20 protein-coding genes are annotated in these 25,169 nt (G+C 64.7%); 16 read left to right on the forward strand and 4 right to left on the reverse strand.

Going from position 1 to position 25,169, the window contains the following annotated elements:
- The first annotated feature begins 14 nt into the window (after window positions 1–14).
- Window positions 15–2,357 (forward strand): 5-methyltetrahydropteroyltriglutamate--homocysteine S-methyltransferase, encoded by a 2,343-nt coding sequence (gene metE / locus AB4Y91_RS06180; RefSeq protein ID WP_441417586.1) that lies wholly within the window; start codon window positions 15–17, stop codon window positions 2,355–2,357.
- 162 nt (window positions 2,358–2,519) lie between these two features.
- Here the strand turns inward: metE and AB4Y91_RS06185 are convergent, their stop codons facing one another.
- A complete protein-coding gene (locus AB4Y91_RS06185; RefSeq protein ID WP_441417587.1) occupies window positions 2,520–3,026 on the reverse strand; it encodes a DUF2004 domain-containing protein in 507 nt (168 codons plus the stop codon).
- A 99-nt stretch (window positions 3,027–3,125) separates the two neighbouring features.
- Between AB4Y91_RS06185 and AB4Y91_RS06190 the strand changes: the two genes are divergently transcribed.
- A complete protein-coding gene (locus AB4Y91_RS06190) occupies window positions 3,126–4,559 on the forward strand; it encodes an aldehyde dehydrogenase family protein (RefSeq protein ID WP_441417588.1) in 1,434 nt (477 codons plus the stop codon).
- Window positions 4,560–4,562: 3 nt separating this feature from the next.
- Here the strand turns inward: AB4Y91_RS06190 and AB4Y91_RS06195 are convergent, their stop codons facing one another.
- A complete protein-coding gene (locus AB4Y91_RS06195) occupies window positions 4,563–5,483 on the reverse strand; it encodes a LysR family transcriptional regulator (protein ID WP_441417589.1) in 921 nt (306 codons plus the stop codon).
- Between the two features lie 172 nt (window positions 5,484–5,655).
- On the opposite strand from AB4Y91_RS06195, the gene AB4Y91_RS06200 reads away from it, so the two are divergent.
- From AB4Y91_RS06200 to AB4Y91_RS06215, 4 genes are read left to right on the forward strand one after another with little or no spacing between them, the layout of a single operon-like run.
- The gene (locus AB4Y91_RS06200; RefSeq protein ID WP_441417590.1) at window positions 5,656–7,032 is read left to right on the forward strand and encodes an NAD(P)/FAD-dependent oxidoreductase; all 1,377 of its coding nucleotides are present in this window, start codon (window positions 5,656–5,658) and stop codon (window positions 7,030–7,032) included.
- Window positions 7,029–7,760 (forward strand): DUF1365 domain-containing protein, encoded by a 732-nt coding sequence (locus AB4Y91_RS06205; RefSeq protein WP_441417591.1) that lies wholly within the window; start codon window positions 7,029–7,031, stop codon window positions 7,758–7,760. The genes AB4Y91_RS06200 and AB4Y91_RS06205 overlap by 4 nt, the downstream gene beginning before the upstream one ends.
- The gene (locus AB4Y91_RS06210; RefSeq protein ID WP_441417592.1) at window positions 7,757–9,205 is read left to right on the forward strand and encodes a class I SAM-dependent methyltransferase; all 1,449 of its coding nucleotides are present in this window, start codon (window positions 7,757–7,759) and stop codon (window positions 9,203–9,205) included. The genes AB4Y91_RS06205 and AB4Y91_RS06210 overlap by 4 nt, the downstream gene beginning before the upstream one ends.
- Complete coding sequence (locus AB4Y91_RS06215) at window positions 9,202–10,443, forward strand: class I SAM-dependent methyltransferase (RefSeq protein ID WP_441417593.1); 1,242 nt, start codon at window positions 9,202–9,204, stop codon at window positions 10,441–10,443. The genes AB4Y91_RS06210 and AB4Y91_RS06215 overlap by 4 nt, the downstream gene beginning before the upstream one ends.
- Window positions 10,444–10,462: 19 nt before the next feature.
- Here the strand turns inward: AB4Y91_RS06215 and AB4Y91_RS06220 are convergent, their stop codons facing one another.
- Together AB4Y91_RS06220 and AB4Y91_RS06225 are read right to left on the reverse strand one after the other, a co-directional pair.
- On the reverse strand, window positions 10,463–11,551 hold the full coding sequence (locus AB4Y91_RS06220) for a chitinase (protein WP_441417594.1): 1,089 nt from the start codon (window positions 11,549–11,551) through the stop codon (window positions 10,463–10,465).
- Window positions 11,552–11,619: 68 nt separating this feature from the next.
- Window positions 11,620–13,956, reverse strand: a complete 2,337-nt coding sequence (locus tag AB4Y91_RS06225; protein WP_441417595.1) for a bifunctional polysaccharide deacetylase/glycosyltransferase family 2 protein — start codon at window positions 13,954–13,956, stop codon at window positions 11,620–11,622.
- 431 nt (window positions 13,957–14,387) lie between these two features.
- Between AB4Y91_RS06225 and AB4Y91_RS06230 the strand changes: the two genes are divergently transcribed.
- From AB4Y91_RS06230 to AB4Y91_RS06275, 10 genes are all read left to right on the forward strand, one after another.
- The gene (locus AB4Y91_RS06230; RefSeq protein ID WP_441417596.1) at window positions 14,388–15,020 is read left to right on the forward strand and encodes a hypothetical protein; all 633 of its coding nucleotides are present in this window, start codon (window positions 14,388–14,390) and stop codon (window positions 15,018–15,020) included.
- A 243-nt stretch (window positions 15,021–15,263) separates the two neighbouring features.
- Window positions 15,264–16,163, forward strand: a complete 900-nt coding sequence (locus AB4Y91_RS06235) for a hypothetical protein (RefSeq protein WP_441417597.1) — start codon at window positions 15,264–15,266, stop codon at window positions 16,161–16,163.
- Window positions 16,164–16,591: 428 nt separating this feature from the next.
- Window positions 16,592–17,089, forward strand: a complete 498-nt coding sequence (locus AB4Y91_RS06240) for a hypothetical protein (RefSeq protein WP_441417598.1) — start codon at window positions 16,592–16,594, stop codon at window positions 17,087–17,089.
- 478 nt (window positions 17,090–17,567) lie between these two features.
- The gene (gene nrdH / locus AB4Y91_RS06245; RefSeq protein WP_018773329.1) at window positions 17,568–17,813 is read left to right on the forward strand and encodes a glutaredoxin-like protein NrdH; all 246 of its coding nucleotides are present in this window, start codon (window positions 17,568–17,570) and stop codon (window positions 17,811–17,813) included.
- 42 nt (window positions 17,814–17,855) lie between these two features.
- A complete protein-coding gene (gene nrdI / locus AB4Y91_RS06250; RefSeq protein ID WP_441417599.1) occupies window positions 17,856–18,350 on the forward strand; it encodes a class Ib ribonucleoside-diphosphate reductase assembly flavoprotein NrdI in 495 nt (164 codons plus the stop codon).
- Window positions 18,351–18,430: 80 nt separating this feature from the next.
- Complete coding sequence (gene nrdE / locus AB4Y91_RS06255) at window positions 18,431–20,551, forward strand: class 1b ribonucleoside-diphosphate reductase subunit alpha (RefSeq protein ID WP_441417869.1); 2,121 nt, start codon at window positions 18,431–18,433, stop codon at window positions 20,549–20,551.
- 90 nt (window positions 20,552–20,641) lie between these two features.
- Complete coding sequence (gene nrdF / locus AB4Y91_RS06260; RefSeq protein WP_018773326.1) at window positions 20,642–21,616, forward strand: class 1b ribonucleoside-diphosphate reductase subunit beta; 975 nt, start codon at window positions 20,642–20,644, stop codon at window positions 21,614–21,616.
- A gap of 340 nt (window positions 21,617–21,956) precedes the next feature.
- A complete protein-coding gene (locus AB4Y91_RS06265; RefSeq protein WP_441417600.1) occupies window positions 21,957–22,208 on the forward strand; it encodes a helix-turn-helix domain-containing protein in 252 nt (83 codons plus the stop codon).
- A gap of 707 nt (window positions 22,209–22,915) precedes the next feature.
- Window positions 22,916–23,914, forward strand: coding sequence for a KAP family P-loop NTPase fold protein (locus AB4Y91_RS06270; RefSeq protein ID WP_441417601.1), 999 nt, complete (start codon window positions 22,916–22,918; stop codon window positions 23,912–23,914).
- Window positions 23,915–23,951: 37 nt separating this feature from the next.
- Window positions 23,952–25,142, forward strand: a complete 1,191-nt coding sequence (locus AB4Y91_RS06275; protein ID WP_441417602.1) for a hypothetical protein — start codon at window positions 23,952–23,954, stop codon at window positions 25,140–25,142.
- Window positions 25,143–25,169 lie beyond the last annotated feature (27 nt).

Genomic DNA, 25,169 nt, shown 5'->3' on the forward strand with positions numbered 1-25,169 from the left:
TCTTAGGACTTCCCATGACTGACCACAACACCACTGCCCCCACCCCGTTCCCGGCCGCCTCGATCCTGGGCTACCCGCGCATCGGCCGCCGCCGCGAGCTCAAGAAGGCCGTCGAGGCCTACTGGGCCGGCAAGATCGACGCCGCCGCCCTGGACGCCGCCGCCAAGGAGATCCAGCTGGGCACCGCCAAGCGCCTCCAGGGCCTCGGCCTGACCGAAGCCGCCGCCGTCCCCGGCACTTTCTCCTACTATGACCAGGTGCTCGACGCCGCCGCCCACCTCGGCGCCGTGCCGTCCCGCTTCGGAAACCTCCTCGACGCCGAGGGCCAGCTGGACATCGACGGCTACTTCACCCTGGCCCGCGGCACCAAGGACCAGCAGCCGCTGGAAATGACCAAGTGGTTCGACACCAATTACCACTACCTCGTCCCGGAAATCGGCCCCGAGACCAGCTTCGCGCTGACGTCCAACCGGATCGTCGAAGAATTCGAATACGCCCTGGCCAACGGGGTGGAGACCCGCCCGTACATCGTCGGCCCGGTCACCTTCCTGCTGCTGAGCAAGGCCTCCGACGACGCCCCGGCCGGGTTCAACCCGCTGTCCCGCCTCGAGGACGTCCTCCCCGTCTACACCGCACTGCTGGAAAAGCTCGCCGCGGCCGGCGCCAGCTGGGTCCAGCTCGACGAGCCCGCCCTCGTGGTGGACCAGGACACCCCCGCCGACGAGATCCAGGCCGCCGTCGCCCGCTCCTACGAGGTGCTCGCCGGCGCCGCGGACCGTCCGCAGCTGTTCGTCTCCACCCCCTACGGTGCGCTCAACGGCCAGCTCGGCACCCTCGCGGCGACCGGCATCGATGCCCTGCACCTGGACGTCTTCAAGGGCGACGTCCCGTCCGCCGCCGCCCTCGCCGCGCTGGGCGACAAGACCCTCGTGGCCGGCGTCGTGGACGGCCACAATATCTGGCGCAATGACCTGTCGGCCTCGGCCGCGAAGATCGCCGAGCTGCAGAAGTCGGTGGCGAAGCTCGCCATCAGCACCTCCACGTCCACCCAGCACGTCCCGCACGACGTCGACGAGGAAGTCCAGCTCTCCGCGCAGCTGCGCAGCTGGCTGGCCTTCGCCGACCAGAAGGCCACCGAGGTCGTCACCCTCGCCGGGCTGCTGAGCGATGCCGACGCCGTCCGCCCGGCCATCGAGGAGGCCACCCGCATCATCGCCTCCCGCGCCGAGGCCGAGGGTGTCCGCCGTGCCGAGGTCCGTGCCCGCACCGCTGCCCTGACCGACGCGGACTTCAGCCGCTCCGCCTACGCGGTCCGCGAAGAAGCGCAGACCGAGGCGCTGCACCTGCCGCCGCTGCCCACCACGACCATCGGCTCCTTCCCGCAGACCTCCGAGATCCGCACCGCCCGGGCCCGCGCCAACAAGGGCGAGCTCAGCACCGAACAGTACGAGCAGCTCATGAAGGATGAGATCAAGCGCGTCGTGGAGCTGCAGGAGGGGCTCGGCTTCGACGTCCTGGTCCACGGCGAGCCCGAGCGCAACGACATGGTGCAGTACTTCGCGGAGAACCTCGAAGGCTTCGACGTCACCGTGCACGGCTGGGTGCAGTCCTACGGCTCGCGCTGCACCCGCCCGTCCATCCTCTGGGGCGACGTCACCCGCAGCGCCCCGATCACGGTGGAATGGGCCCGCTACGCGCAGTCGCTGACCAGCAAGCCGATGAAGGGCATGCTCACCGGGCCGGTCACCATCCTCGCCTGGTCCTTCGTCCGCGACGACCAGCCCCTCGGCGAGACCGCCAACCAGGTGGCCCTCGCGCTCCGCGACGAGATCGCGGACCTGGAGGCGGCCGGTATCAAGGTCATCCAGGTCGACGAGCCGGCCCTGCGCGAGCTCCTGCCGCTGCGCAAGGCGGACCAGGCCGCCTACCTGGACTGGTCCGTGAAGTCCTTCCGCCTCGCCACCGCCGGCGCCGCGGACGCCACCCAGGTCCACACGCACCTGTGCTACTCCGAGTTCGGCGCCATCATCGACGCGATCGACGGCCTGGACGCCGACGTGACCTCGATCGAGGCCGCCCGCTCCCGCATGGAGGTTGTGCACGACCTCGAATCGCACGGCTTCGGCCGCGGCGTGGGCCCGGGCGTCTACGACATCCACTCGCCGCGCGTCCCGGGCGAGCAGGAAGTCACCGAACTGCTCAGCACCGCGGTCAAGCACGTCCCGTCCCGCCAGCTCTGGGTCAACCCGGACTGCGGCCTGAAGACCCGCGGCTACGCCGAGACCGAGGAGTCGCTGCGCAACCTGGTCACGGCCACCAGGACGGTCCGCGCGGAACTGCTCGAAGCGGCCAAGTAGCACGCAGCCGACCCGGCGGTTCGCTGAAGGGTCGGCAGCCTTAACCGACGACGGCGGCCGGCCACCTTCCTAGGTGGCCGGCCGCCGTCGTACGTTTGTCCCATCGGCTGCTGAGCAGGGGCCCCTGTCAGCGCTCAGAAGGGCCGCTGCGGAACAACAGATTCAGGATTCCCAGAGGATCTCGTCGTCAACCACGCCGTCCTCGTCCGCGGAGGCCACCAGGACCTCGTCGGAGAAGTGCGCGCCCAGGGTGAAGTCGAGGACGAAGTAGCGCTCCGGCTGGCCCGGGTAGATGCCGACGTGGCCGAGCTTCAGGGCCTTGAGGAAGACCTGGTTGGTCAGCTGTGACTTGTCCGTGACGCCGAAGACCTGCTGCAGGTGCTCGGGCTTGATGGCGTTGCAGTGGAAGCGGAGGTATTCCTGCGGGCTGGTGCCTTCCTGCTCCAACTCCTCGGCGATCATTTCGCGGACCTGGTCCACAAGCTCGGGCAGGAAGCGCAGCCGGTAGTCAACCTTGTGCATGGCCGCCTCGTCGAAATGGTCATGCGCGTTGACATTCAGGTCAAGCTCCAGGGGTTGGCCGGCAAGTTCGTGCTTCGCAGCGAAATTATGGTCACGCCCGTGGTTGAGCTCGATCTCTCCAAAGTGCTGGCTCGCTACCTTGCTCATGTCTTCAACATAGTCCTGAATACGGGTCCGTTCCAGCATTGGCCGGCATTTATCCGATACCGCCCCTGAACACCGGCAGGGGAACGGTACATTGATCGGATGCAAACAGTTGCCGCCACCGTTGCCCGCGCCCGAGATTTTTTTGACAGCGGAACCACCCGCCCGCTGGCGTGGCGGCTGGAGCAGCTCGGCAACCTGCGGCGGATGCTCATCGAGCGGCGCCGGGAGTTTGCCGCCGCACTGGCCCGCGACCTGGGCAAACACGAAACCGAGGCGCAGCTAACGGAAATCGGGTTTGTCACGGCGGAAGCCGCGCATCTGGAGAAGCACCTCGAAGCCTGGCTGCGGCGGCGGCCGGTGTCCGTCCCGCTGGCGGTCCAGCCGGCGAAGGCCTGGACCGAACTCACCCCGCTGGGCGTGGTCCTGGTGATCGGCCCGTGGAACTACCCGCTGCAGCTGCTGCTCGCCCCGCTGGCCGGCGCCCTGGCCGCGGGGAACGCCGTGGTGCTCAAGCCCAGTGAGCACGCCCCCGCCACCTCCGCCGCCCTGGCCCGCTGGATTCCGGAATACCTGCCCGGCGCGGCCCAGGTGGTCGAGGGCGGCATCCCCGAGACCACGGCGCTGCTGGCGGAGCGCTTCGACCACATCTTCTTCACCGGGGGCGAGGCCGCGGCCAAGGTGGTGCTCCGCGCCGCAGCCGAGCACCTGACGCCGGTGACCCTGGAACTGGGCGGCAAGTCCCCGGTGTATGTGGATGCCTCCACGGACCTGGCCGGCGCCGCCAAACGGATCGCCTGGGGCAGGTTCATGAATGCCGGGCAGACGTGTGTCGCTCCCGACTACATTCTGGCCACGGAGGACGTCTTGGTGCCGCTGGAACGCGAGCTGGTCAAGGCCATCAATGCGCTGTTCGGCACGGATTCCGCGCGGAGCCAGTCCTACGGCCGGATCGTCAATGACCGGCACTTCGCCCGGCTCGCGGGGCTCGCGGACAGCAGCACGGTGGTCCACGGCGGTGAGCGCGACGCCGGCAGCCGGCACTTCGCTCCGACGCTGCTGCGCCCGGCGCCCGGGGATGCCGTGATGGGGGAGGAGATCTTCGGCCCGTTGTTGCCGCTGGTGCCGGTCAGCGGCCGGGACGAGGCGATTCGGACGATCAACGCCGGAGCCAAGCCGCTGGCCCTGTATGTGTTCAGCAACGACGCCGACACGCGCCGGGCGTTCGCCGAACAGACCTCCTCGGGGGCGCTGTGCTTCGACGTGCCGGCCGCGCACCTGACCGTTCCCGGGCTGCCCTTCGGCGGGGTGGGCGGCAGCGGCATGGGCGCCTACCACGGCGAACACTCGCTGCGGACGTTCTCGCACGAGCGCTCCACGCTCTCCAAACCGCTCTGGCCGGACACCCTGGCGCTGATCTATCCGCCGTACACAAGGGCGAAGCACCGGATCATCAGCACGCTCGTGGCGCCGGCCGGGAAGACCGGAAAGTCCCGGAAGTCCCGGAAGCCGGCGGAGAAGCCGGGCCGGTCCTAGCGCTCAGTCCCGGCGCGTGGTTCCGAGTTTGTGGAGCGTGTCGGCCAGCAGTTCCACGAACAGCTGGACCTGGGCCGTCTGCTTCTCCTTGGGCAGCAGCGCGAAGACGTTGCGGGCCAGCCGGATCTCGGGGACATCCAGCACCACCACGCCGGCCGGCCGGTGCAGCAAGGCCAGCTCGGGGACCAAGGCCGCGCCCAGGCCGGCAGCGGCCATTTCCAGGCTGGCGTGGAAATCGTCGCTGTAGGCCACTACGCGCGGGTGCAGGTTGCAGCTGGCGAAGAGCCGTTCGATCACTGTGGCGTCGGAGGTGCCGGGGTGGTGCATGATCCAGGGCATGTCGGAAAGGTGGTCGGCCGCCACCTTGGATTCGGGGCCGATGCCCCAGGCCGCGGGCAGCACCACCCGGAAGTCGTCGTCGCCGATCCACTGCCGGTTCACCGTATGCGGCCAGGCGAGGCCGGACTGGCCCACCTGGTAGACCAGCGCGACGTCGAGCTCGCCGCCGGTGCGCAGCCCCTGGATGGTCTGGCCCGGCTCGGCCACGGAGACCCGCAGTTCGATGCCCAGCTTCTTCCACGCCGGATTCTGCAGGATCCGGGGGAGGACGTACGTGGCCAGGCTGGGGAAGATGCCGAGCCGGAGTTCCTGGCTGGCACTGTCGTGGGTCCGGGCCGCCGCCGCCATCAGCGCGTCGATGTCGGTGAGGACCTTGGCCGCATGCCGGGTCATCACGACAGCGGCCTCCGTCGGGTTGATGCTGCGAGCCGAGCGCTGAAACAGGGCCACCCCGGTGTCCCGCTCCAGGGCTGACATCTGCTGCGACACCGCCGAGGCGGTGTAGCCCAGCCGCGTGGCGGCCGCCGCGAACGAGCCCAGCCGGACCACTTCCACGAGCGTTCGGAGGTGCACGGGGTTGATCAAGGGCGGCCCTTCGGTGGTTACGGTGAGGCGGGAGCGAAATCCCGCTTCATTCTGGCACATTGGTGTGCAGGCGGCCGCTGGGAAATCGGACTCATCCGGCCGCCCCGCGGTTACGAATTGCCCATAAGACGGTCCACCAGGACGATTCAGGCGAAGCAACAGGAGCAGACCAGTGCAGCAAGCATCAAGCATCCCGGACGGACGGCGCGTCGCCGTGATCGGAAGCGGGGTGGCCGGACTGACCGCCGCCTACGTCCTGAACCGGCGCGACCACGTGACGGTGTTCGAAGCGGATGCACGGCTTGGGGGCCACGCCCACACGCACGACGTCGGCCAGGCCGACGGCTCCGTCCTGGGGATCGACACCGGCTTCATCGTCCACAACAACCGGACCTACCCCACCCTGCTGCGGCTGTTCAAGGAACTGGGCGTGCAGACCCAGGAATCGGAAATGAGCATGTCCATCCGCTGCGACGGCTGCGGACTGGAATACGCGGGCGCCCGGGGCGGCGCGCGGGGCATCATCCCGAGGCCCTCCACCCTGCTGCGCGGCCGCTACCTGCTGATGCTGCTGGAGGTCACCCGCTTCTACCGCCGGGCCCGGGCCCTGCTGGCCGAGGCCGACGCCGCCACCGGCACCGGCACGGCTGCGCCCGAGCTGACCCTCGGCGAGTTCCTGGACCGGGAGAAGTTCAGCAGCTACTTCGTCGTCCACTTCATGACCCCCGTGGTCAGCGCAGTGTGGTCGTGCGACCCCACCACCGCCCTGGCCTACCCGGCCCGCTACCTCTTCACCTTCCTCGGCCACCACGGGCTGCTCGGGGTGAAGGGCTCCCCGCAATGGCGCACGGTCACCGGCGGCTCGCGCAGCTACGTGGATAAAGTCGCCGCGACTCTGCCGGACATCCGCCTCTCCAGCCCGGTCACACGGGTCCGCCGCCACGCCGGCGGGGTGGAAGTCACCACCGGGGAGAGCACCGAGCAGTTCGACGCCGTCGTGATCGCCACCCATCCGGCGCAGGCGCTGCGGATGCTCGAGGACGCCACTGCCGCCGAGCGCGAAGCCCTGGCCGGCATGCCCTACTCGGTCAACCACACGGTCTTCCACCGCGACGACGCCGTGCTGCCCGCCAGCGACAATGCCAAGGCGTCCTGGAACTACCGGCTGCCCTCGTGCGACGCCCGCCCCGACCGGGTCCTGGTCAGCTACGACATGACCCGCCTGCAGCGTCTGGAACCGGCGGACGGTAAGCGTTACATCGTCAGCCTGGGCGAGTCGGAGCTGATTGGAGACGGCACCGTCCTGGAGCAGATGGTCTACGAACACCCGCAGTACACGCCGGATTCACTGCGCGCCCAGCAGCAGATCCTGGGCCTTGGCGACGGCAGCCTGGCGTTCGCCGGCGCCTACCACGGCTGGGGCTTCCATGAGGACGGCGCCCTCTCCGGCGTCCGCGCCGCAGGGAAGCTGGGACGCGAGTGGGAACCCGCCGGTGTTGCCGAGGTGAAGGCGGCTTCCTTGCAGGCGGCTGCCCAGGAGGGGGCATGAGCAGTCAGGCAGCCATTTACCGCACGTCGATCGCGCACGTGCGCCGCACCCCGCTGCACAATGCCTTCACTTACCGCAGCTACAGCTGGTATGTCGACGTCGATTCCCTCCCCAGCCTGCCGCGCTGGCTCGCCCCGCTGGCCAGCTTCTGCGTTGCCGACCACCTCGGTGACCCGGACGGAACGCTGCGCGGCAACGTCGAACGTTATCTCGCCACCCAGAACATTGAGCTCGACGGCGGGCGGATCACCATGCTGGCCAGCGCGCGCGTCTTCGGCCACGTCTTCAACCCGCTCAGCCTGTTCTGGTGCCACGACGGCGCGGGGGAGCTGCGCTGCGTCGTCGCCGAGGTCCACAACACGTACGGGGAACGGCACTGCTACCTGCTGGAGACCGACGACGCCGGACGGGCCACCGTACCCAAGGCGTTCTACGTCTCGCCGTTCAACGACGTCGACGGCCAGTACCGGATGAAGCTGCCGGAACCCGCCGAGCGGCTCGCCGTCTCGATTGTCCTGGAGCGGGACGGGCAGAAGCCGTTCGTCGCGACCGTGGACGGCAGCCGCCGCGACGCCACCGTGCCGAACATCCTGGCCGCGGCGCTCGCCGTCCCGCTGGCGCCGCTGCGGGTGGCCGCGCAGATCCGCTGGCAGGGAATCAAGCTTTGGGCACGTCGGTTGCCCATCATCAAAAGACCACACCACCCCTCACAGGAGGCAGTCCAGTGACCATGACCGAAGCGACCGGGTCCCAGCCTGCGCAGACGAACACCACGCAGGCGAACACGGCGCAGACGAACACATCCGCGAACCCGCCGGTGCCCTACACGGTTCCGCAGCCGCCGGCGGCTATCGACGCCACGATCTGGCCCAGCATCGCGGCCGTGCCCTCCAGCCTCAAGGCCCGGCTGGCGGGGAAGGCCGCCGATGCGATCTTCCGTGCCGCGGTGCGCCGCCTCCCGCTGGAGGTGCGCTACCCCGACGGCTCCGTCCTCGGGAGGGCGGCATCCGGCCAGGCCGGGCCGGGCCAGTCCTTCCCGGTGATGACGATGAACCGTCCGGAGGCATTCGCTGCCCGGCTCGGCGACGGCGGACTGATCGGCCTTGGTGAGTCCTACATGGCCGGGGACTGGGACGCGGACGACCTGACCGCCGTGATGGAGGTCTTCGCGGCCCGGGCCGGAACACTCGTACCTGAGCCGTTGCAGAAGCTCCGCGGCCTGTACCTGCCCCGGACGCCGCGCACCGAGCGGAACACGGAGCAGAACACCCGCTCCAACATCTCCCGGCACTACGACCTGTCCAACGAGCTCTTTGCCACGTTCCTGGACAGCACCATGACCTACTCCAGCGCCCTCTTCCCGGAGAGCGGCGACGCGTTGCGGAATGTTGCCTGGGACGGCCTGGCCGCCGCGCAGCAGGCGAAGATCGACCGGCTGCTGGACAAGGCCGGTGTCACGGAGGGAACCCGCGTGCTGGAAATCGGCACCGGCTGGGGTGAACTTGCCCTCCGGGCCGCGGCCCGCGGGGCGACGGTCTACTCCGTGACCCTCTCCAGCGAGCAGCAGGAACTGGCGCGACAGCGCGTGGCCGAAGCAGGCTACGCCGACGCCGTCACGATCGAGCTCAAGGATTACCGCGCCGTGGAAGGCGAGTACGACGCCGTCGTCTCCGTGGAGATGATCGAGGCGGTCGGCTACGAGTACTGGGCCACCTACTTCCAGACGATCGAGCGCGTGCTGGCCCCCGGCGGCAAGGTCGCCATCCAGGCCATCACTATCGGCCACGACCGGTTGATCGCCACCCGGACCAGCTACACCTGGGTGCACAAGTACATCTTCCCGGGCGGCGTCATTCCCTCGGTCCGGGCGATCGAGGAGATCACCGAGAAGCAGACCGGGCTCCGGGTCCGCGAACGACTCGCCATGGGCGAACACTACGCCCAGACCCTGCGGCTCTGGGAGGAACGCTTCATGGCCCGCGCGGAGGACGTCCGCGCCCTCGGGTTCGACGAAATCTTCCAGCGGATGTGGCTGTTCTACCTGTGCTACTCCCGCGCCGGCTTTGAGACCGGTTACCTGGACGTGCAGCAGATCGTGCTGGACAAGGTTTCCAGCAAGACTGCCGCCGGTAAGGCAGCGGCCAAGGTTTCCAGCGAGCGGACCGCAGGATGACGGCGGCGCTTGCAACCATGATCGCTGACGTCCTTCGCCCGGTGGTCGGCGGTGAACTCCCCGTCCGGCTCGTCGTGTGGGACGGCAGCGAGGCTGGTCCGGCCGGGGCTCCGGTGGTGCGGCTCAACTCCCCGGATGCCATCCGCCGGCTGCTCTGGGCGCCGGGGGAGCTGGGTGCCGCGCAGGCTTACGTCACCGGGGAACTCGACGTCGACGGCGACCTGAACTCGGCGCTTGAGCACCTCTGGAAGGTGGTCCGGGACCGCGGCCTGTCCGGCGTCCGGCCCACCCCGTCCATTCTGGCCGGCGTCGGCCGGATCGCTAAGGCTGCCGGCGCCTTGGGCGCGCCGCCCGAACCGCCGGCCAGCCAGGCCCGGGTGAAGGGCCGGCTGCACAGCCTGATCCGTGACCGCGCCGCCATCAGCCACCACTACGACCTCAGCAACGACTTTTACGCGCTGATCCTGGACCCGCAGATGGCGTATTCCAGCGGCTACTGGATGGATTCCCGCGGGAACGCCGCCCCAGGGTATGGGCTCGAGGACGCCCAGCGGGACAAGCTGGATCTGGTCTGCCGCAAGATCGGGCTGAAGCCGGGGATGCGGCTGCTCGATATCGGCTGCGGCTGGGGATCGCTGAGCCTGCATGCGGCGCAGCACTACGGCGTCGACGTCGTCGGTGTCACCCTGTCGGTCGAGCAGAAGGCGTTCATCGACGCGCGGATCAAGGAGCGAGGGCTGGAGGGCCGGGCAGACATCCGGGTGCAGGACTACCGCGAGATCCCGGACGGCCCGTTCGACGCCGTGGCATCGCTCGAGATGGGCGAGCACGTGGGGCAGCGTAACTACCCCATCTACGCCGCCGCACTTTTCAACAACGTGGTCCCCGGCGGCCGCGTCCTGGTGCAGCAGATGTCCCGTCGCGGCAAGCATCCCGGGGGAGGGCCGTTCATCGAGTCGTTCATCGCCCCGGACATGCATATGCGCCCGGTCGGGGAGACGCTGGGGTTCCTGGAGGGCGCCGGTCTTGAGGTCGAGGCCGTCGAGGCGATGCGCCGCGACTACGTCCGCACCCTTGAGGCCTGGTACGCGCGGTTCGAGCAGAACCACGACGCCGCCGTCGCGATGATGGGTGAGGAGATTGCCCGGGTATGGCGGCTGTACCTGGTGGGCGCACTGCGCAGCTTCGCGGAGAGCCGGATGGGCGTGGAACAGATCCTCTGCAGCCGGCCGGAGTAACAGTTCCGGCAGCTCCACCCTAGAAGGACTTGGCCAGCAGCTTCGCAAACATCCCGGGCGCCTGCTGCACGCCGCTGCAGTTGCTGGAAGCGCTGCTGCCTTCTTCGGGCCGGCTGGCGGAAGTGCAGGCGATGTCCCGGTTCAGCGACCACATGGACATCCGCCCGATGCCGCGTTCCGCGGCGAAGCTGTTCAGGCCTTCGGCGTCCGCGAGGGTGAAGACCTGGCCTTTCACATCGTTCACCCCGATCATCGGGGTGAGCCCGATCCGCTGCCACAACGCCGCATCGTCGAGCGGCTTGCCGGCTTGCTTGTACAGTGCACCCAGAGTCTGGTGGGTAGCCTCGGCAGCGCTTTTTGCCGCGGCGAGCATCGTCTGGCCAGGCGCGAGCGGTTCAAAGTCCATCACCATGATGTTGACGCCGGCGAGTTCGACTCCGGCGTCCAGCATGGCTGTCACGGACTTTTCGCCATCCGTCGTCAGGCCCTGCATCGACACGGGAAGGGTCAGCCAGACCTTCAAAGGGTTGACGGCAGGACTGTCGGCCTGAAGCTTCGCGGCGGCCGCGGCACGTCGTGTTGCCGCGGCCTGATCGCTCAAGCCCGCGCCTTCTATGTCGAAGTCCAGGGTGTCGAGTCCGTACTTGGTGATGACCGCCGCGTAGGCCTTCACCAGCGCGGCGAGGTCGGTGCAGGTTTCGGCGAGCTCCTTGCCGAGCTGTCCTCCGAAAGAGACAGCTATGTCATTGCCGGCCTTGCGGAATGATTTGATCTGGTCGTCCACGCTCAGCTTGGCGCCGGCCTGGTCAAGCGTGTGTACGCCGTCCCAGGAGGGTTGGCAGGTATTTTTCGGATGTGCGCCAACAAAGGACAGAACCGTGGTGGCGGCTCCGTGAAGTGCCGTGTCCTGTAGGCGCAGGCTCGGGAGGAGCGTGACGTCGAGGTAGCCGCCGAACCACTGAGGGGCCGGCGCGGACTGGCTCCTGCGCGGCTCCTGTCCGTAGTTGGTCGGCGGTGCCGGAGAACAAGCGGCGACCGCCAACACTACGGCGGAGGTGGCGAGGACCCCGCTCCGGCTGCGGGAGCGGGGCCTATTCCGTCTTTGCATGAATGCTTCCTCCGTCCGCCACGAGGGCCGTCCCTTTCTTCGCCACGGATCCCGCCAACGGCCCTAGGCTACAACGGGGCCAGCTGGTCCGCATGCGCCGGGGCGAGGGCACCCAGTTTTGCCTGGCCCGTCGGCATCAGGACGCTGTTGGTGCGTTCGGGCCTGTACCAGCCGACGGCGGTGCCCCGCAGGGCCAGAATCGCGGACCCGAACACCACGTAGGCGCGGAGGGGTTCGTAGATGAGCCGGTAGATGGGGACCATGAGGAGGTGCATCGGGCTCTCATGGACCATCAGCACGGCCACTATCGAGATGATCATGTGGGTTGCGGCGACGAACACCGAGAACGCGGCGACGGCCTGCCATTCGCCGCGGGCCAGGCTGGTCACAGCCACAATGACCGTCAGGGGCATGAAGACCAGCGGAACCAGCACCGAGATCAGGGCGTAGGGCATGGTCAGCATGCCGAGGGCGCCGAACCGGGGATTGAAGAGCATCGAGCGGTGCTTGTAGAGCGTCTGGATGTTGCCATAAGTCCAGCGGAGCCGCTGCTTGAACAATCCCCGCAGGGTCATGGGCGCTTCCGTCCATGCCACGGCGGAGTTCTCCTGCACGATGCTGTAGCCGAGCCGCTGCAGGGAGAGGGTGAGGTCAGCATCCTCTGCGAGCGTGTCGTGAGAGTAGCCGCCTGCCTGGATGAGTGCCTCCCGCCGCCAGGCTGCGCAGGCGCCCGGGACAATCGAGATCGCTCCCATCAGGCCCTCCGCCATTCGGGTGACGCAGATGCCGGAGAGATATTCAAGGCTTTGCCAGGCAGTCAGGAGATTGCGGCGGTTTCCGACTTTCACGTGCCCGGCGACTGCTCCGACGATCTTGCCGTTGCGCGGCGCCAGGAAATGGCGGGCAAACATCTTGATGGTCTGGGGTTCAAACAGCGTGTCACCGTCGAGGGTGACCACAATTTCTCCGCGGGACTGGGCTATTCCGTGGTTACTGGCGGCGGACTTTCCGCCGTTGGGCTGGTCGATGACGCGCAGTTGCGGCCAGGTCTGGGCGTATTCGGAAAGAACCGCCAAAGTGCCGTCGGTAGAGCCGTCATTAATGGCGACGACTTCCATCCGGGGGTAGTCGCTGGCTCTAAGGGCATCCAATGTTTTGGCCACGACAAGTTCTTCGTTGAACACCGGCAGGACGACGCTGACGAACGGCCACTCTTCCTCCTTGACGTCCGCCCAAAGACGTTTCTTCTGCCGCTGATTGTTGATGACGGCGAGGACCACGTAGAGGAACGTCAGGACGGTCAGTGAGCCGATTCCGAACCAGAAAAGCCAGGTGAGGACCACGTTCGGAGTCACTAGATACGTCGTCATCGCGGCCAGGGTCGCATCGTCCTCCACGGCGGCCTTGGCGTCCGACTGGGGAATGTATTCGGGCGGAAGCAGCGGCTCGACCGTGGTGAAGGTGTAACCCATCGCTTTTGCCTGCGGGATGAAAGTCTTCAGCATTTCGATCGTTGCGCTGCGATCACCGCCGCCGTCGTGAACCAGGACAATGTGTCCTTGTCCGTCCAGTTTCTGCGCCTTGATCGGAACGCCGGGGGCGTAGGACCAGTCACGCGTATCAAAGTCCATGTTGATGTGGAGGAACCCCAACTGCTGGGATTGCAGGAGGGCCAATGTGTTGTTCTCCGGGTCTCCGGTGGGGATCCGGAACAGCCGTGTTCCATAGTTGTCTGCGGCGCGCATAACCCGGTCCGCCCCGATAATTTGCTGGCGGTTAAACAGGTCGTCGTGAGCCCAGAAATCGATGTGGGACATCGTGTGGTTTCCGACCATATGACCTTCCTGGGTCATGCGGCGGAAGATATCCGGGTACTTGACGATGTTGTCGCCAACCGTAAAGAACGTCGCCGGCACGCCTTCTTTGGACAGCAAATCCAGAATTTGCGGCGTATTCCGCGGGTCCGGCCCATCATCGAAGGTCAACATCAATGTGTGGTCCGCCGGCTTCCCAAAAGTTTCCATGGCGTAGGGGCTGTTGCCGATCAGCTCAATTTCCTCGGCGGTGGCCTCCCTCCAGATGGTGTTGCTGAAGGGATCCTTGAGGAAGACTTTGCCGCCTCGCCGCTCGATGAGCGCTATCCGGTCGAAGGCGAAGCCGCCTTCAGGGCCGATTCGGGGAATGTTGCGCAGATCCTGGGTGGACAGCAATTTCCGGGGATACTCCACGGACTGGTTCTCCGCTGCTTTCCATACCGGGGCGCTGGCAGCGGGCAGGATCCACACGACCGACAGGACGATCAACAGCACGCTCGCCACCAGGGCGACGAGGATGCGTCGCCACCGTTTTCCACTGGGATCGAAGAAGACCGGTGCAGTGCCGGAAACTGGGGATATTTTCTTCATGGATTGCCTCGACAGGGAATCTGGTGTGATGAAGTCCCGACCGGAGTCAGGGCGTGAGCGCCAGTGCTCGTGCCCGGGGGTCAAACCCGGAATTGGCGGCCAACTCGCGGAGGGAAAAATCGGCGCTCATCTGATCTCTCCCTTGAAGCCGCGGGAGCCGCCGGTTCGCGGCGTCCCCCTATGCCTTCGAGGTTAGGAGCGCCCGATGGGGTCACACACGCGTAGGAAACACCCGCGTTTTAAGAGTGGTTCTACTTGGTTTGAGGGGCCGACTACCGCGATTGGTGGCGACGAGTCGAGTAAGCGCGGAGGGGCACAACTGGGGTGCCGCCGGACTCTGAGAGACGGGTGAAGCTTGCGTCTATCGCCGCAGCCGGGCCGACGGGTAGCGTTCTAGGTACGTGGTCCGAATTAGTGGAGGCAGATGCCGAATGCGCAGAGAGATGGGACTGGCCGCGGGCTTGCTGTCGGTTGTCCTGGCTGCCGCCGCGTGCGAGGGCGCGCCGCCGTCGCCACCGCCTTCTCCTTCGTCATCGGGGCTCTCGGCCGTCCCGGACACGTACATCACGGCCTATACCTGGTTCGACAACACGCCCGAGGGCTCCCCGGACATCAGCCACCCGGTGCTGCACAAAAAGGCGGGCGGGGCAGGGACCTACGCGGATCCGGTGACGATCGCCGTCGGGCACTCCCTGGAGACAGGCCAGGATGTCCTTGATTTCCCTGCCGGCACCCGGATCTACTTACCCGACGTCCGCCGGTACTTCATCGTGGAGGACACCTGCGGGGACGGCCCCACCCCGGAGGACGGGCCCTGCCACGCACTGGCGGCCAGGCACGGGGGTGCATCCAGCTGGCTTGATGTCTGGATTGGCGGCGAGGGGGAGAGCGAGTCATTTGCCAGGCGCTGCGCGGACCAGGTAACCGGTGTCCGGGCCGCCGTCTTCCACCCTGCGGACAACTACGTCGTGGCTTCCGGGGTGGGTGTGATCCACGACGGCAAGTGCGATAGCGGCTACGGCAATCAGCTCGTCACCACGTCACCGTCCCCGAAGGCCCGCTGATTTCCTGCTCCGAGTTTGAAAACAGGTCAAAGGACCCTGTCGATTGGCCTCTCCGCGCTTGCCAAGGTAACGTTTGGGTTACCGGTTGGTACACACGCCCGACAGAACATCCAGAATGCTCTTGCGTGTGGTAATCCCCTCGGCGAGGCGTCTTAGCGCTCCGCATGCCGTGACCAACTCCGGGCAGGAACCATCCCCAGGGACTGCCCGTTTTCCGCACCCCATGAAAAGGCTTTATTTTCCATGCGCAGAAATACTCTGCTGGCCGCCGGCATGCTCTCGGTCCTCCTCGCCACCTCGGCGTGTGGCGCCGGAACCGGCGCCTCCAATTCATCCGCCCAGTCTTCCGGAGCGGCAAACGCCGGCGTTGAGGTTTCGGCCGCTGCCGATAAGCCGTCCGCCGAGGTCGGCGCCTCGCAGCGGGCCGCTGCCGAGAAGGCCAAGGTTGCAGCTGTAGCCGCCAAGAAGGCCAAGGCGGCAGCAGCGCAGAAGGCCGCGGCTCAGAAAGCCGCAGCCGCTGCAGCAGCCAAAACGGCAGCCGCAGTAAAGACGCCGGTAACTGTTCCCGCCGCACCCGCCGTGCCGGCCGTGGCTCCGAAGCCGGCCCCGGCACCCGTTGTGCCGGCGTCGTCCTCCGAGCGGGTTGTCCACACCACGTACACGACGGCGTACACCTGGTACGACAACACACCGGTGGGCTCAGCCACGATCAGCCACCCCATTCTGCACAGCACGGCCGGGGGCACCGGCACCTACAACGACCCGATCACCATCGCCGTGGGTCATTCCACTGCCACCGGTAAGGACGTGCTGGACTTCCCGGCCGGCACCCGGATCTATCTTCCGGACGTGCGCCGCTACTTTATCGTCGAGGACAGCTGCGGCGACGGCGACGACCCCCAAGGCGGCCCCTGCCACCAGGGCACCAACGTGGAGGGGACCAACTCCACCATCTGGATCGACATGTGGATCGGCGGCCAGAGCATGAGCGCTGACGGTGCCGACAACTGCGCCAGCCGGGTGACGAACGTCCGTACGGCCGTCTTCAACCCTGCCAGCAACTACGCGGTTGCCCCGGGCACGGGCGTGATCCACGACGGCAAGTGCGACGCCGGCTATGGCAACACGCTCCTGAAGCGGTAGCTTTCGGGAGATTGACCTCCGGCTGCGGCCGGAGGCCCTGCGGGGGCTGGCGAGACTTCGCCGGCCCCCGTTTTCTGTTGGCGGGGCCGGTGTTGGGCCGCCCCGTTCCGCTCCGGAGGCCCAAAGACCCTTGTTCCTGGCCTGGGACAACGCAGACTTGGATGGAGTAGTCGCACCCAAAAGGGGAGGGCGCCATGCGTCGGTCCGCACAGTCCGTCAGGGCAGTTTCAGTAGGGTTTTGCGTCGCTTTTCTGCTGGCGTCCTGTTCTTCCCCCAGTGGCCCGCCAACGGGTACCGGGACAGCTACACCGTCGCCGGCCGCCTCGTCCGCAAGCTCGAAGCCGGGCCTGAAACCGTTGGCCCAGGCTTCACCCCGGCCGACAGGGCAGGCCGACTGGAAGACCTACACGACGCCGGATGGCACGCTTATGTTCGACTACCCGCCGGACTGGACCGTCAAGGACCGGGCCCGCGAGGCAGCGCCCGGGGGAGTCTTCATCGAAGTCCTCACCGGCGCCCGCAAGTCGATCGCCACCCTGCGGACCAACATTGTGACCAAGGCGAACTGCACCCGGAAGTTGCCCTATGCCCTGATGGACTCACAGGAGCTGCCGGCTCTTGCCCGGAACGGTGTAAAGCCGCGCTTTGTGTTCGAGGGCCGGGACGACCATGAGTCCTACCCCTCAAGGCCGGCCCCGTTGTCCTACGGGATCACCTCCGCACCGCTGCCGGCCGGCCCCAGCGCCTGCCCGATTTTCCAGTTCTTCAACTGGCCGCCGGGCGTGGCGGCCTTCAGCGGCGTCTACGATCCGCTCCTTACGACACCGGGGGACACGCCCGACGTCGACACCCCGGAGTCCTATACGGGAACCGAGGAGTACGACTCGCTACGGCAGATGATCACCTCGCTGCGTCCGGCGGACTAGACCCGGCCGGGCGCCGCCTGCCGAGGGCAGCGCGCCGCCGCCTCGGGTCCAAACCCGTCCATCCCGGTCCGGACACTCGGGGTGGCTCTTGCTGTGCCTTCGCCCACTGGATGTGGTGCTTCGTGCCACTCCGCGGCCTGCTGCGACGCACCTGCGACACGCCGTCCAAAATGCGACACGCGGGGCGGTTAATTGTGGCTAAGTACTCCACAGGGTGTGGATTTCGTCCTCGAAAACGGCTGAAATCCGGACATTTTGAAGGCCCTGGGCTGTGGATTAAAAGTGGGTTAAATGACATACTTGTAATACATCATCTTGGGGTCCGCGCGGGACTCTTGCACTACATGTAGTATCGACATACAGTTCGAGCGGAGCGGTTGCAGACCGCCGGGCGAGGCCAGTAACGGATAAGGATTCCTGTTCCGGTCAGGCCCCACCGGACACGAACCACAGATTTCAACAAAGGGGACTGAAGGACATGACCGTTACGGTTTACACGAAGCCGGCTTGCGTGCAGTGCAACGCCACCTACCGCGCTCTCGACAAGAAGGGCATCGCCTACCAGAGCGTCGACATCTCCCAGGATGCCGAGGCCCTTGAGCGCCTCAAGTCCCTGGGCTACATGCAGGCCCCGGTCGTCGTCACCGACCAGGATCACTGGTCCGGATTTCGCCCGGACAAGATCGAAGAACTGGCACAGGCTGCCGCCGTCGCGGTCGCCTGAAAGCCAACACACGGCACAAGCACGTCAGATGAGGTGACTCCGATGGCACCGGTTACAGCGGCAACAGCTGACACGCCGCTGGCAGCAGGCGCCGGAGATCCGGACCCGGTCCGAACCACCAGCAGCCACCTCATCTACTTTTCCTCCACCTCCGAGAACACCAAACGCTTCGTTGCGAAGCTGGGTGTCGACGCCGCCCGCATCCCCCTCCACGCGAGGGAACCGGGGCTGGTGGCGACCGAGCCCTACGTGCTGGTGCTTCCCACCTACGGGGGGACCGGGGGAGAAGGATCGGTTCCGAAGCAGGTCATCCGCTTTCTGAACGATCCGAGGAACCGGCAACAGCTCCGTGGAGTGATCGGGGCGGGCAACACGAACTTTGGGGACAACTACTGCATGGCCGGGGACATCGTCGCCGCCAAGTGCCAGGTCCCGCACCTATATCGTTTCGAACTCATGGGGACGCCGGAAGACGTCAGCCGAGTACAACAAGGATTGGAAGAATTTTGGACACGACTGTCGCAGACACCGAAGTGACCGGGGACTCCCACGGCACCGCCGGTAAGGCCAGCAATACCGCCGTCGAGAAGCACACCGTAGCTGGCGAGAAGCCGGCCATGCCGGCCGCCTACCAGGGCCTGGGCTACCACGAGCTCAACGCCATGCTGAACCTCTACGGCCCCAACGGCGAGATCCAGTTCGAGGCCGACCGCGAGGCTGCCCACCAGTACTTCCTGCAGCACGTGAACAACAACACCGTGTTCTTCCACGACCTCGAGGAAAAGCTCGACTACCTCGTCAAGAACGAGTACTACGAGCGGGAAACCCTCGACCAGTACACGATGAACTTCATCCGCGAGCTGTTCAACCGCGCCTACAAGAAGAAGTTCCGCTTCGAGACCTTCCTTGGCGCGTTCAAGTTCTATACCTCCTACACGCTCAAGACGTTCGATGGAAAGCGCTTCCTGGAGCGCTACGAGGACCGCGTCTGCATGGTGGCCCTGCACCTGGCCCGCGGCGACGAGAAGCTTGCCCTGCAGATGGTGGACGAGATCATCGAAGGCCGCTTCCAGCCGGCCACCCCCACGTTCCTGAACGCGGGCAAGAAGCAGCGCGGCGAGCTGGTCTCCTGCTTCCTGCTCCGCATCGAAGACAACATGGAGTCGATCGGCCGGTCCATCAACTCCGCGCTGCAGCTCTCCAAGCGCGGCGGCGGCGTCGCGTTCGCACTGACCAACATCCGCGAGGTCGGCGCGCCGATCAAGCAGATCGAGAACCAGTCCTCCGGCGTCATCCCCGTGATGAAGCTCCTCGAGGACAGCTTCTCCTACGCCAACCAGCTCGGTGCCCGCCAGGGTGCCGGCGCGGTGTACCTGCACGCCCACCACCCGGACATCTACCGCTTCCTGGACACCAAGCGCGAGAACGCGGACGAGAAAATCCGCATCAAGACCCTCTCCCTGGGTGTCGTCATCCCGGACATCACCTTCGAGCTGGCCAAGAAGGACGAGGACATGTACCTGTTCTCGCCGTACGACGTCGAAAAGGTCTACGGCATGCCGTTCTCCGACGTCTCGGTCACCGAGAAGTACTACGAGATGGTGGACGATTCCCGGATCAAGAAGACCAAGATCAAGGCCCGCGAGTTCTTCCAGACCCTCGCCGAGATCCAGTTCGAATCCGGCTACCCGTACATCATGTTCGAGGACACCGTGAACCGGGAAAACCCGATCGACGGCAAGATCATCATGTCCAACCTGTGCTCGGAGATCCTCCAGGTCTCCCAGCCGACGACGTACCACGATGACCTGTCCTACGACCAGACCGGCAAGGACATCTCCTGCAACCTGGGTTCGATGAACATTGCCAAGGCGATGGACTCGCCGGACTTCGGCCTGACCATCGAGACGGCCATCCGCTCGCTCTCGGCAGTCTCGGACATGTCCAACATCACCTCGGTGCCCTCGATCGCCCGCGGCAACGACCAGAGCCACGCGATCGGCCTCGGCCAGATGAACCTGCACGGCTACCTGGCCCGCGAGCGGGTCCACTACGGGTCCGAAGAGGGCCTGGACTTCACCAACATCTACTTCTACTCGGTGGTCTACCACGCTGTCCGGGCCTCGAACCTGCTGGCCATCCAGACCGGCCAGACCTTCGGCGGCTTCGAGAAGTCCAAGTACGCGTCCGGGGAGTTCTTCGACAAGTACACGGACCGGGAATGGGTCCCGCAGACGGCGAAGGTCGCCGAGCTGTTCGCGCACATCCACATCCCCACCCAGGATGACTGGCGCGAGCTGAAGGCTTCCGTCATGGAGCACGGCATCTACAACCAGAACCTGCAGGCCGTCCCGCCGACCGGCTCGATCTCTTACATCAACAACTCCACCTCCTCGATACACCCGGTGGCGTCCAAGATCGAAATCCGCAAGGAAGGCAAGCTGGGCCGCGTGTACTACCCGGCGCCGTACCTGACCAACGACAACCTGGAGTACTACCAGGATGCGTACGAGATCGGCTACGAGAAGGTCATCGACACCTACGCCGCCGCCACGCAGCACGTGGACCAGGGCCTGTCCCTGACGCTGTTCTTCAAGGACACCGCCACCACGCGCGACATCAACAAGGCCCAGATCTACGCCTGGAAGAAGGGCATCAAGACCATCTACTACATCCGTCTCCGCCAGCTCGCGCTGGAAGGGACCGAGGTAGAGGGCTGCGTCAGCTGCATGCTGTAACCAGCCGCTGAAGGCTTGAGTACGACGGCGGGCGCCCGCCCGCCGTCGTACGCTTTAACTTAGAGAACAACCCAACATTGAGGGGATGACATGACCGAGAAGGTCAAGCTGCTTAGCCACGTCGAGGCGATCAACTGGAACCGGATCCAGGACGACAAGGACGTTGACGTCTGGAACCGCCTGGTCAACAACTTCTGGCTGCCGGAGAAGGTGCCGCTGTCCAACGACGTGCAGTCGTGGGCGACGCTCACCCCGGACGAGCAGCAGCTCACCATGCGCGTGTTTACCGGCCTGACCCTGCTGGACACCATCCAGGGCACCGTCGGCGCCGTCTCGCTCATTCCGGACGCCCTTACCCCGCACGAAGAGGCTGTCTACACGAACATCGCGTTCATGGAGTCCGTGCACGCCAAGAGCTACTCCTCCATCTTCTCCACGCTGGCCTCCACCAAGGAGATCGACGAGGCGTTCCGCTGGTCCACCGAGAACGAGAACCTTCAGAAGAAGGCCCAGATCGTCATGGACTACTACCAGGGCGACGACCCGCTGAAGCGCAAGGTGGCTTCCACGCTGCTGGAGAGCTTCCTGTTCTACTCCGGCTTCTATCTTCCGATGTACTGGTCCTCGCGGGCCAAGCTCACGAACACGGCCGACCTGATCCGCCTGATCATCCGCGACGAGGCCGTGCACGGCTACTACATCGGCTACAAGTTCCAGAAGGGCCTGGAAGGTCTCTCCGAGGAGCGCAAGCAGGAGATCAAGGATTACACCTTCGAGCTCCTCTTCGAGCTGTACGAGAACGAAGTCCAGTACACGCACGACCTTTACGACTCCGTCGGCCTGGCCGAGGACGTCAAGAAGTTCTTGCACTACAACGCCAACAAGGCGCTGATGAACCTGGGCTACGAGGCCATGTTCCCGGCCTCCGTCACCGACGTGAACCCGGCGATCCTGTCGGCCCTGTCACCCAACGCGGACGAGAACCACGACTTCTTCTCCGGGTCGGGGTCGTCGTATGTGATCGGCAAGGCTGTTAACACTGAGGATGATGACTGGGACTTCTAGTCCTCTGTGAGATGTCGACCTAATTGGAAGAATGGCACCCTATTTGGAAGAAACGCATCGCCTAGTTGGAAGTCTTCCAAGTAGATTCCATTAAAGCGGCTCTGCACGGTAAATCGTGCAGAGCCGCTTCGAAAGCTTTCATACCCTTGCCACCTCAGTATGAGGGTGCCCCTGGCTCTTGACCTTGATGGTGCTGAGTAGTCGATGACTGTGTAGGTGGTGGCGCAGCCCGCTGCCGACACCGTGGCAGTTGCCCGCATTGTGATGCGCAGGATGCTCTATCCCCTGTCAGGGCCCGAGTCGGCGGCCGGCGCTAACCGTCCACGCATACAATGAACCGATGACTGACGAACCGAAGAAGGTGCGTTTCTTGACGATCTCGCAGGCGGCCGAAGAGCTGAATGTGAACCCGAACCAGATCCGGGCGTTGCTCAGGACAGGGGAGCTTCGCGGAATCCACATCGGTGGCCGGGCGGTGTGGCGCGTAGCGGCCAGCGACGTCGAAGACTACATCGCCGAGGCCTACCGGCGCACTGCCGAACGGATCGCCGCCGGCGAGCTCAAGGACGACCGGGAGTCATTGCCCGAGTAGCCTGTGTGGCCAGCGAGTGATCTAGCCGTGTTCCGTCAGTCGGGGCTGGCTGAGGGATGACTCGTTGAGGACCTTGGTCCGGTCGGCCGCGACGGTCTCGCAGTAGTCCTTGATCTCAGCGCCGTTGTGCTGGCCGGCGTGGTTGTCCAGGACACGAACATAGGCCAGGGGCGGCTCTGTGTCGTGGGTGGCCTGGTTACTCGTCGAGCAGGGGCAACACAGCTTGTCTAAGTAGCGGCGCAGCGACTTGTGGCTCAGTCCTGCCCCTTGTCAGTGCTCGGCGTGGTCGAGCTGCGCCAAAGCCTGGAGGTGAAGGGTCATGCCGCCATCCGGCCCTGACGACGGTTCCGAGCAGGGGAGTGCGGTAGCGGATTTCACCTTTCTGTCCTTGCTGGTGATGGTGTCGCTTGCCTACTTCATCATTACCGCGCGTGTGTTGTCCCGTGCGCCCGAAAATTAGCAATACCGCGTCTAAATTTTCCGATTCTTAACAGTTGCTAATCTAAAAGCAAACGCGCCGTGGGCCGCCGCCGGAAGCTAAGTACCTTCGCTTTTCATTCCAGTCCTTGAACACGACTTCTCCAACCATCGCGTTGGCCGCCTGATCGATCACGGCGAGGACGGGAGGGTCATCGGCGGATCTCTAGCGTTCATAGGTCACGCGGAGTTTATCAACACTCCAAGGCAGCGTTAGTTACATCGGTCCGATGAGCCCAGCGGAGGTGCGTGGTTGCGATACTGTGCTGACTTACGTGCATTACCTTTTGAGCGAACGAGGAGCAGCGCTTTTGTCGATACTCTACGGAGACGATCCCCTTACCGGTGATCATGGAGACACCTTTGGTAGGAATAGGATTGTCAGCCGCGTTGTGTCCTCCCTGGACGTACTTCGAGACAGAACGTCCAGCTCTGTCGCTGCTCTAGTGGGCCCATGGGGTAGTGGCAAAACAACCCTGTTGAACCAGGTAGAAGCGACCCTAGTGTCTGGCAGCGACTGGCGCGTGGCGAAGTACAATCCATGGTCGTACTCATCCATGGACTTAGCCGTTCCGGCTTTCTTCTCGGAGATTAGGGCTGCTCTGCCGGACGATTCCAAGAGCGAAGGGACCAGAGCTGCAATAGGCGGATGGATCTCACGGCTTGCCCCGTTAGGCAGCATTGGAAATATCGTCGGTGCAGATCTTTCCGGCCCGGCGCAGCTTGTCGCCGATATGGTGGCTGGGGACCGCAGTCCCGAGAAGCTTCGTTCCCAAGCCGAGGAACTTCTTCAGGAACTGAACATTCCAATCTTAATGCTGATCGACGATCTCGATCGCCTGGGTCCGGACGAGCTTCTTATGACCTTCAAGCTTGTCCGCCTCCTCGGCAGACTACCGAACGTGTACTACTTGCTGTCTTATGACGAAAGGACTCTCCAAGACGTCCTTTTGAGGACGGGCCTGGTGGCTAACGAGAAAAGCAGGGCACGTGAATATATGGAAAAAATGATCCAGCTACGACTGGATATACCCACGATGCTTCCTGACGATCGACTGAGCTTGGTTAATGCAGTGCTTCAGGAAGTACTTACGAGCCATGACGTAGAGCTCAGCGATCAGGACATGAAGCGGATGAGCCGATCTTGGGCCAAATGCGTTGACCGCTACATCATCCCAACCCCGAGCGGCCAAGAGACTTTTCACTCAAGTCGACGCGACTTGGCGTGACGTCTCAGGCGAAGTCGACTTCGTTGAATTTGTCCTCATGACTTTCCTTCGAACTTTTGAACCTTCAATTTATGACTTGGTCGAGGCGCGCTCTGACGAGCTTCTTTCGGGTGATGGCGGTACATGGAACTTCAACCATAGAGAGAATCATCAACAACGCTGGGAACGATGGCTAGGGTATATTCGGGAAGCGGAAGCCCAACATCCGGAAGCCATTGCTGAGCTCCTCGCGGATTTGTTCGTCCCCCTCCGTAGCGCCAGAAACAACACGGAATATGGGCATGCCGCCAAGACGGACATCGCCAACCGTAAAGGCGTCGGGCACCCCGACTACTTCTACAGATACACACAAACGAGCGTTCCTCAAACCGACATAGCCGAGAGCGTCATCCTTGAATGCCTTCGAGAACTCCGAGAATCATGCCCGGGGGCGGCAACAGCAGCCGTTACAACCAAGCTCCTGGAGGACGATCGTCTGGTCGTATCGAAGATTATGCGGCACGGGAATGATAATGCCTTGCCAGTCAGGGGGCTTATGCAACTGCTCGCCTCGAATTATGAGGCCATTGCCGCCAAGGAGACGGGACTCTTGTCGCGTCCATCGTGGGCAGCTTTGGAACTTGCAGAACACCTGCTAAAATCGGTGCCCGAAGATGCCATTTCCATCATCGAAACAAGCTGCCAGACGGCATCCGGTCTCGCTTTTGTGAGTGACCTATTGCGGCAGCAACTCCACTTTGGAGCCAGCGGCAACGACCCGGTGGATTGGACACAAAAGGCTGGGTCTGTTGTTGCCGAGAAGATCAAAGCCCAACTGCGGGGTTTGGATGAGGCCACATCAGACGCGGAGTTCGAAAATGCGTTTAGAAACATTTGGGCTCTCCGAGACCTAACGTCCAACGACCAAGCGCAAGCATTCCTCTGGGGGCTCATCGGCTCGAGCCCTAGGTGGGCGGCCATAGATGTCCTAACAGCGATGCTTCCAATCGGCAGCGGCAGCGATGGTGAAGACGAGTGGACGAGCGTCGGTGATTTTGAGGCTGAATCCGTGGAATCGATCCTAGGCATTGAAAAGGTTGCTGAAGCTCTGGTTGTTACTCCCACCCCGGCGGGCCCTCCGGCGCCGTTCCCCCGGTTTGACCACAGGCCCACCCTTAACGAACGCCGACCCTTCGCACTGGAAAGCTTCGGTCGGACCCTCCAATCATTCCGGCGACAACAGGAGTAGGGAACCCATCACCTGAGCTGGCGTATA

It is taken from the genome of Arthrobacter sp. YAF16, assembly GCF_052113385.1.
In the GTDB taxonomy this organism is placed as follows: Bacteria; Actinomycetota; Actinomycetes; order Actinomycetales; family Micrococcaceae; genus Arthrobacter.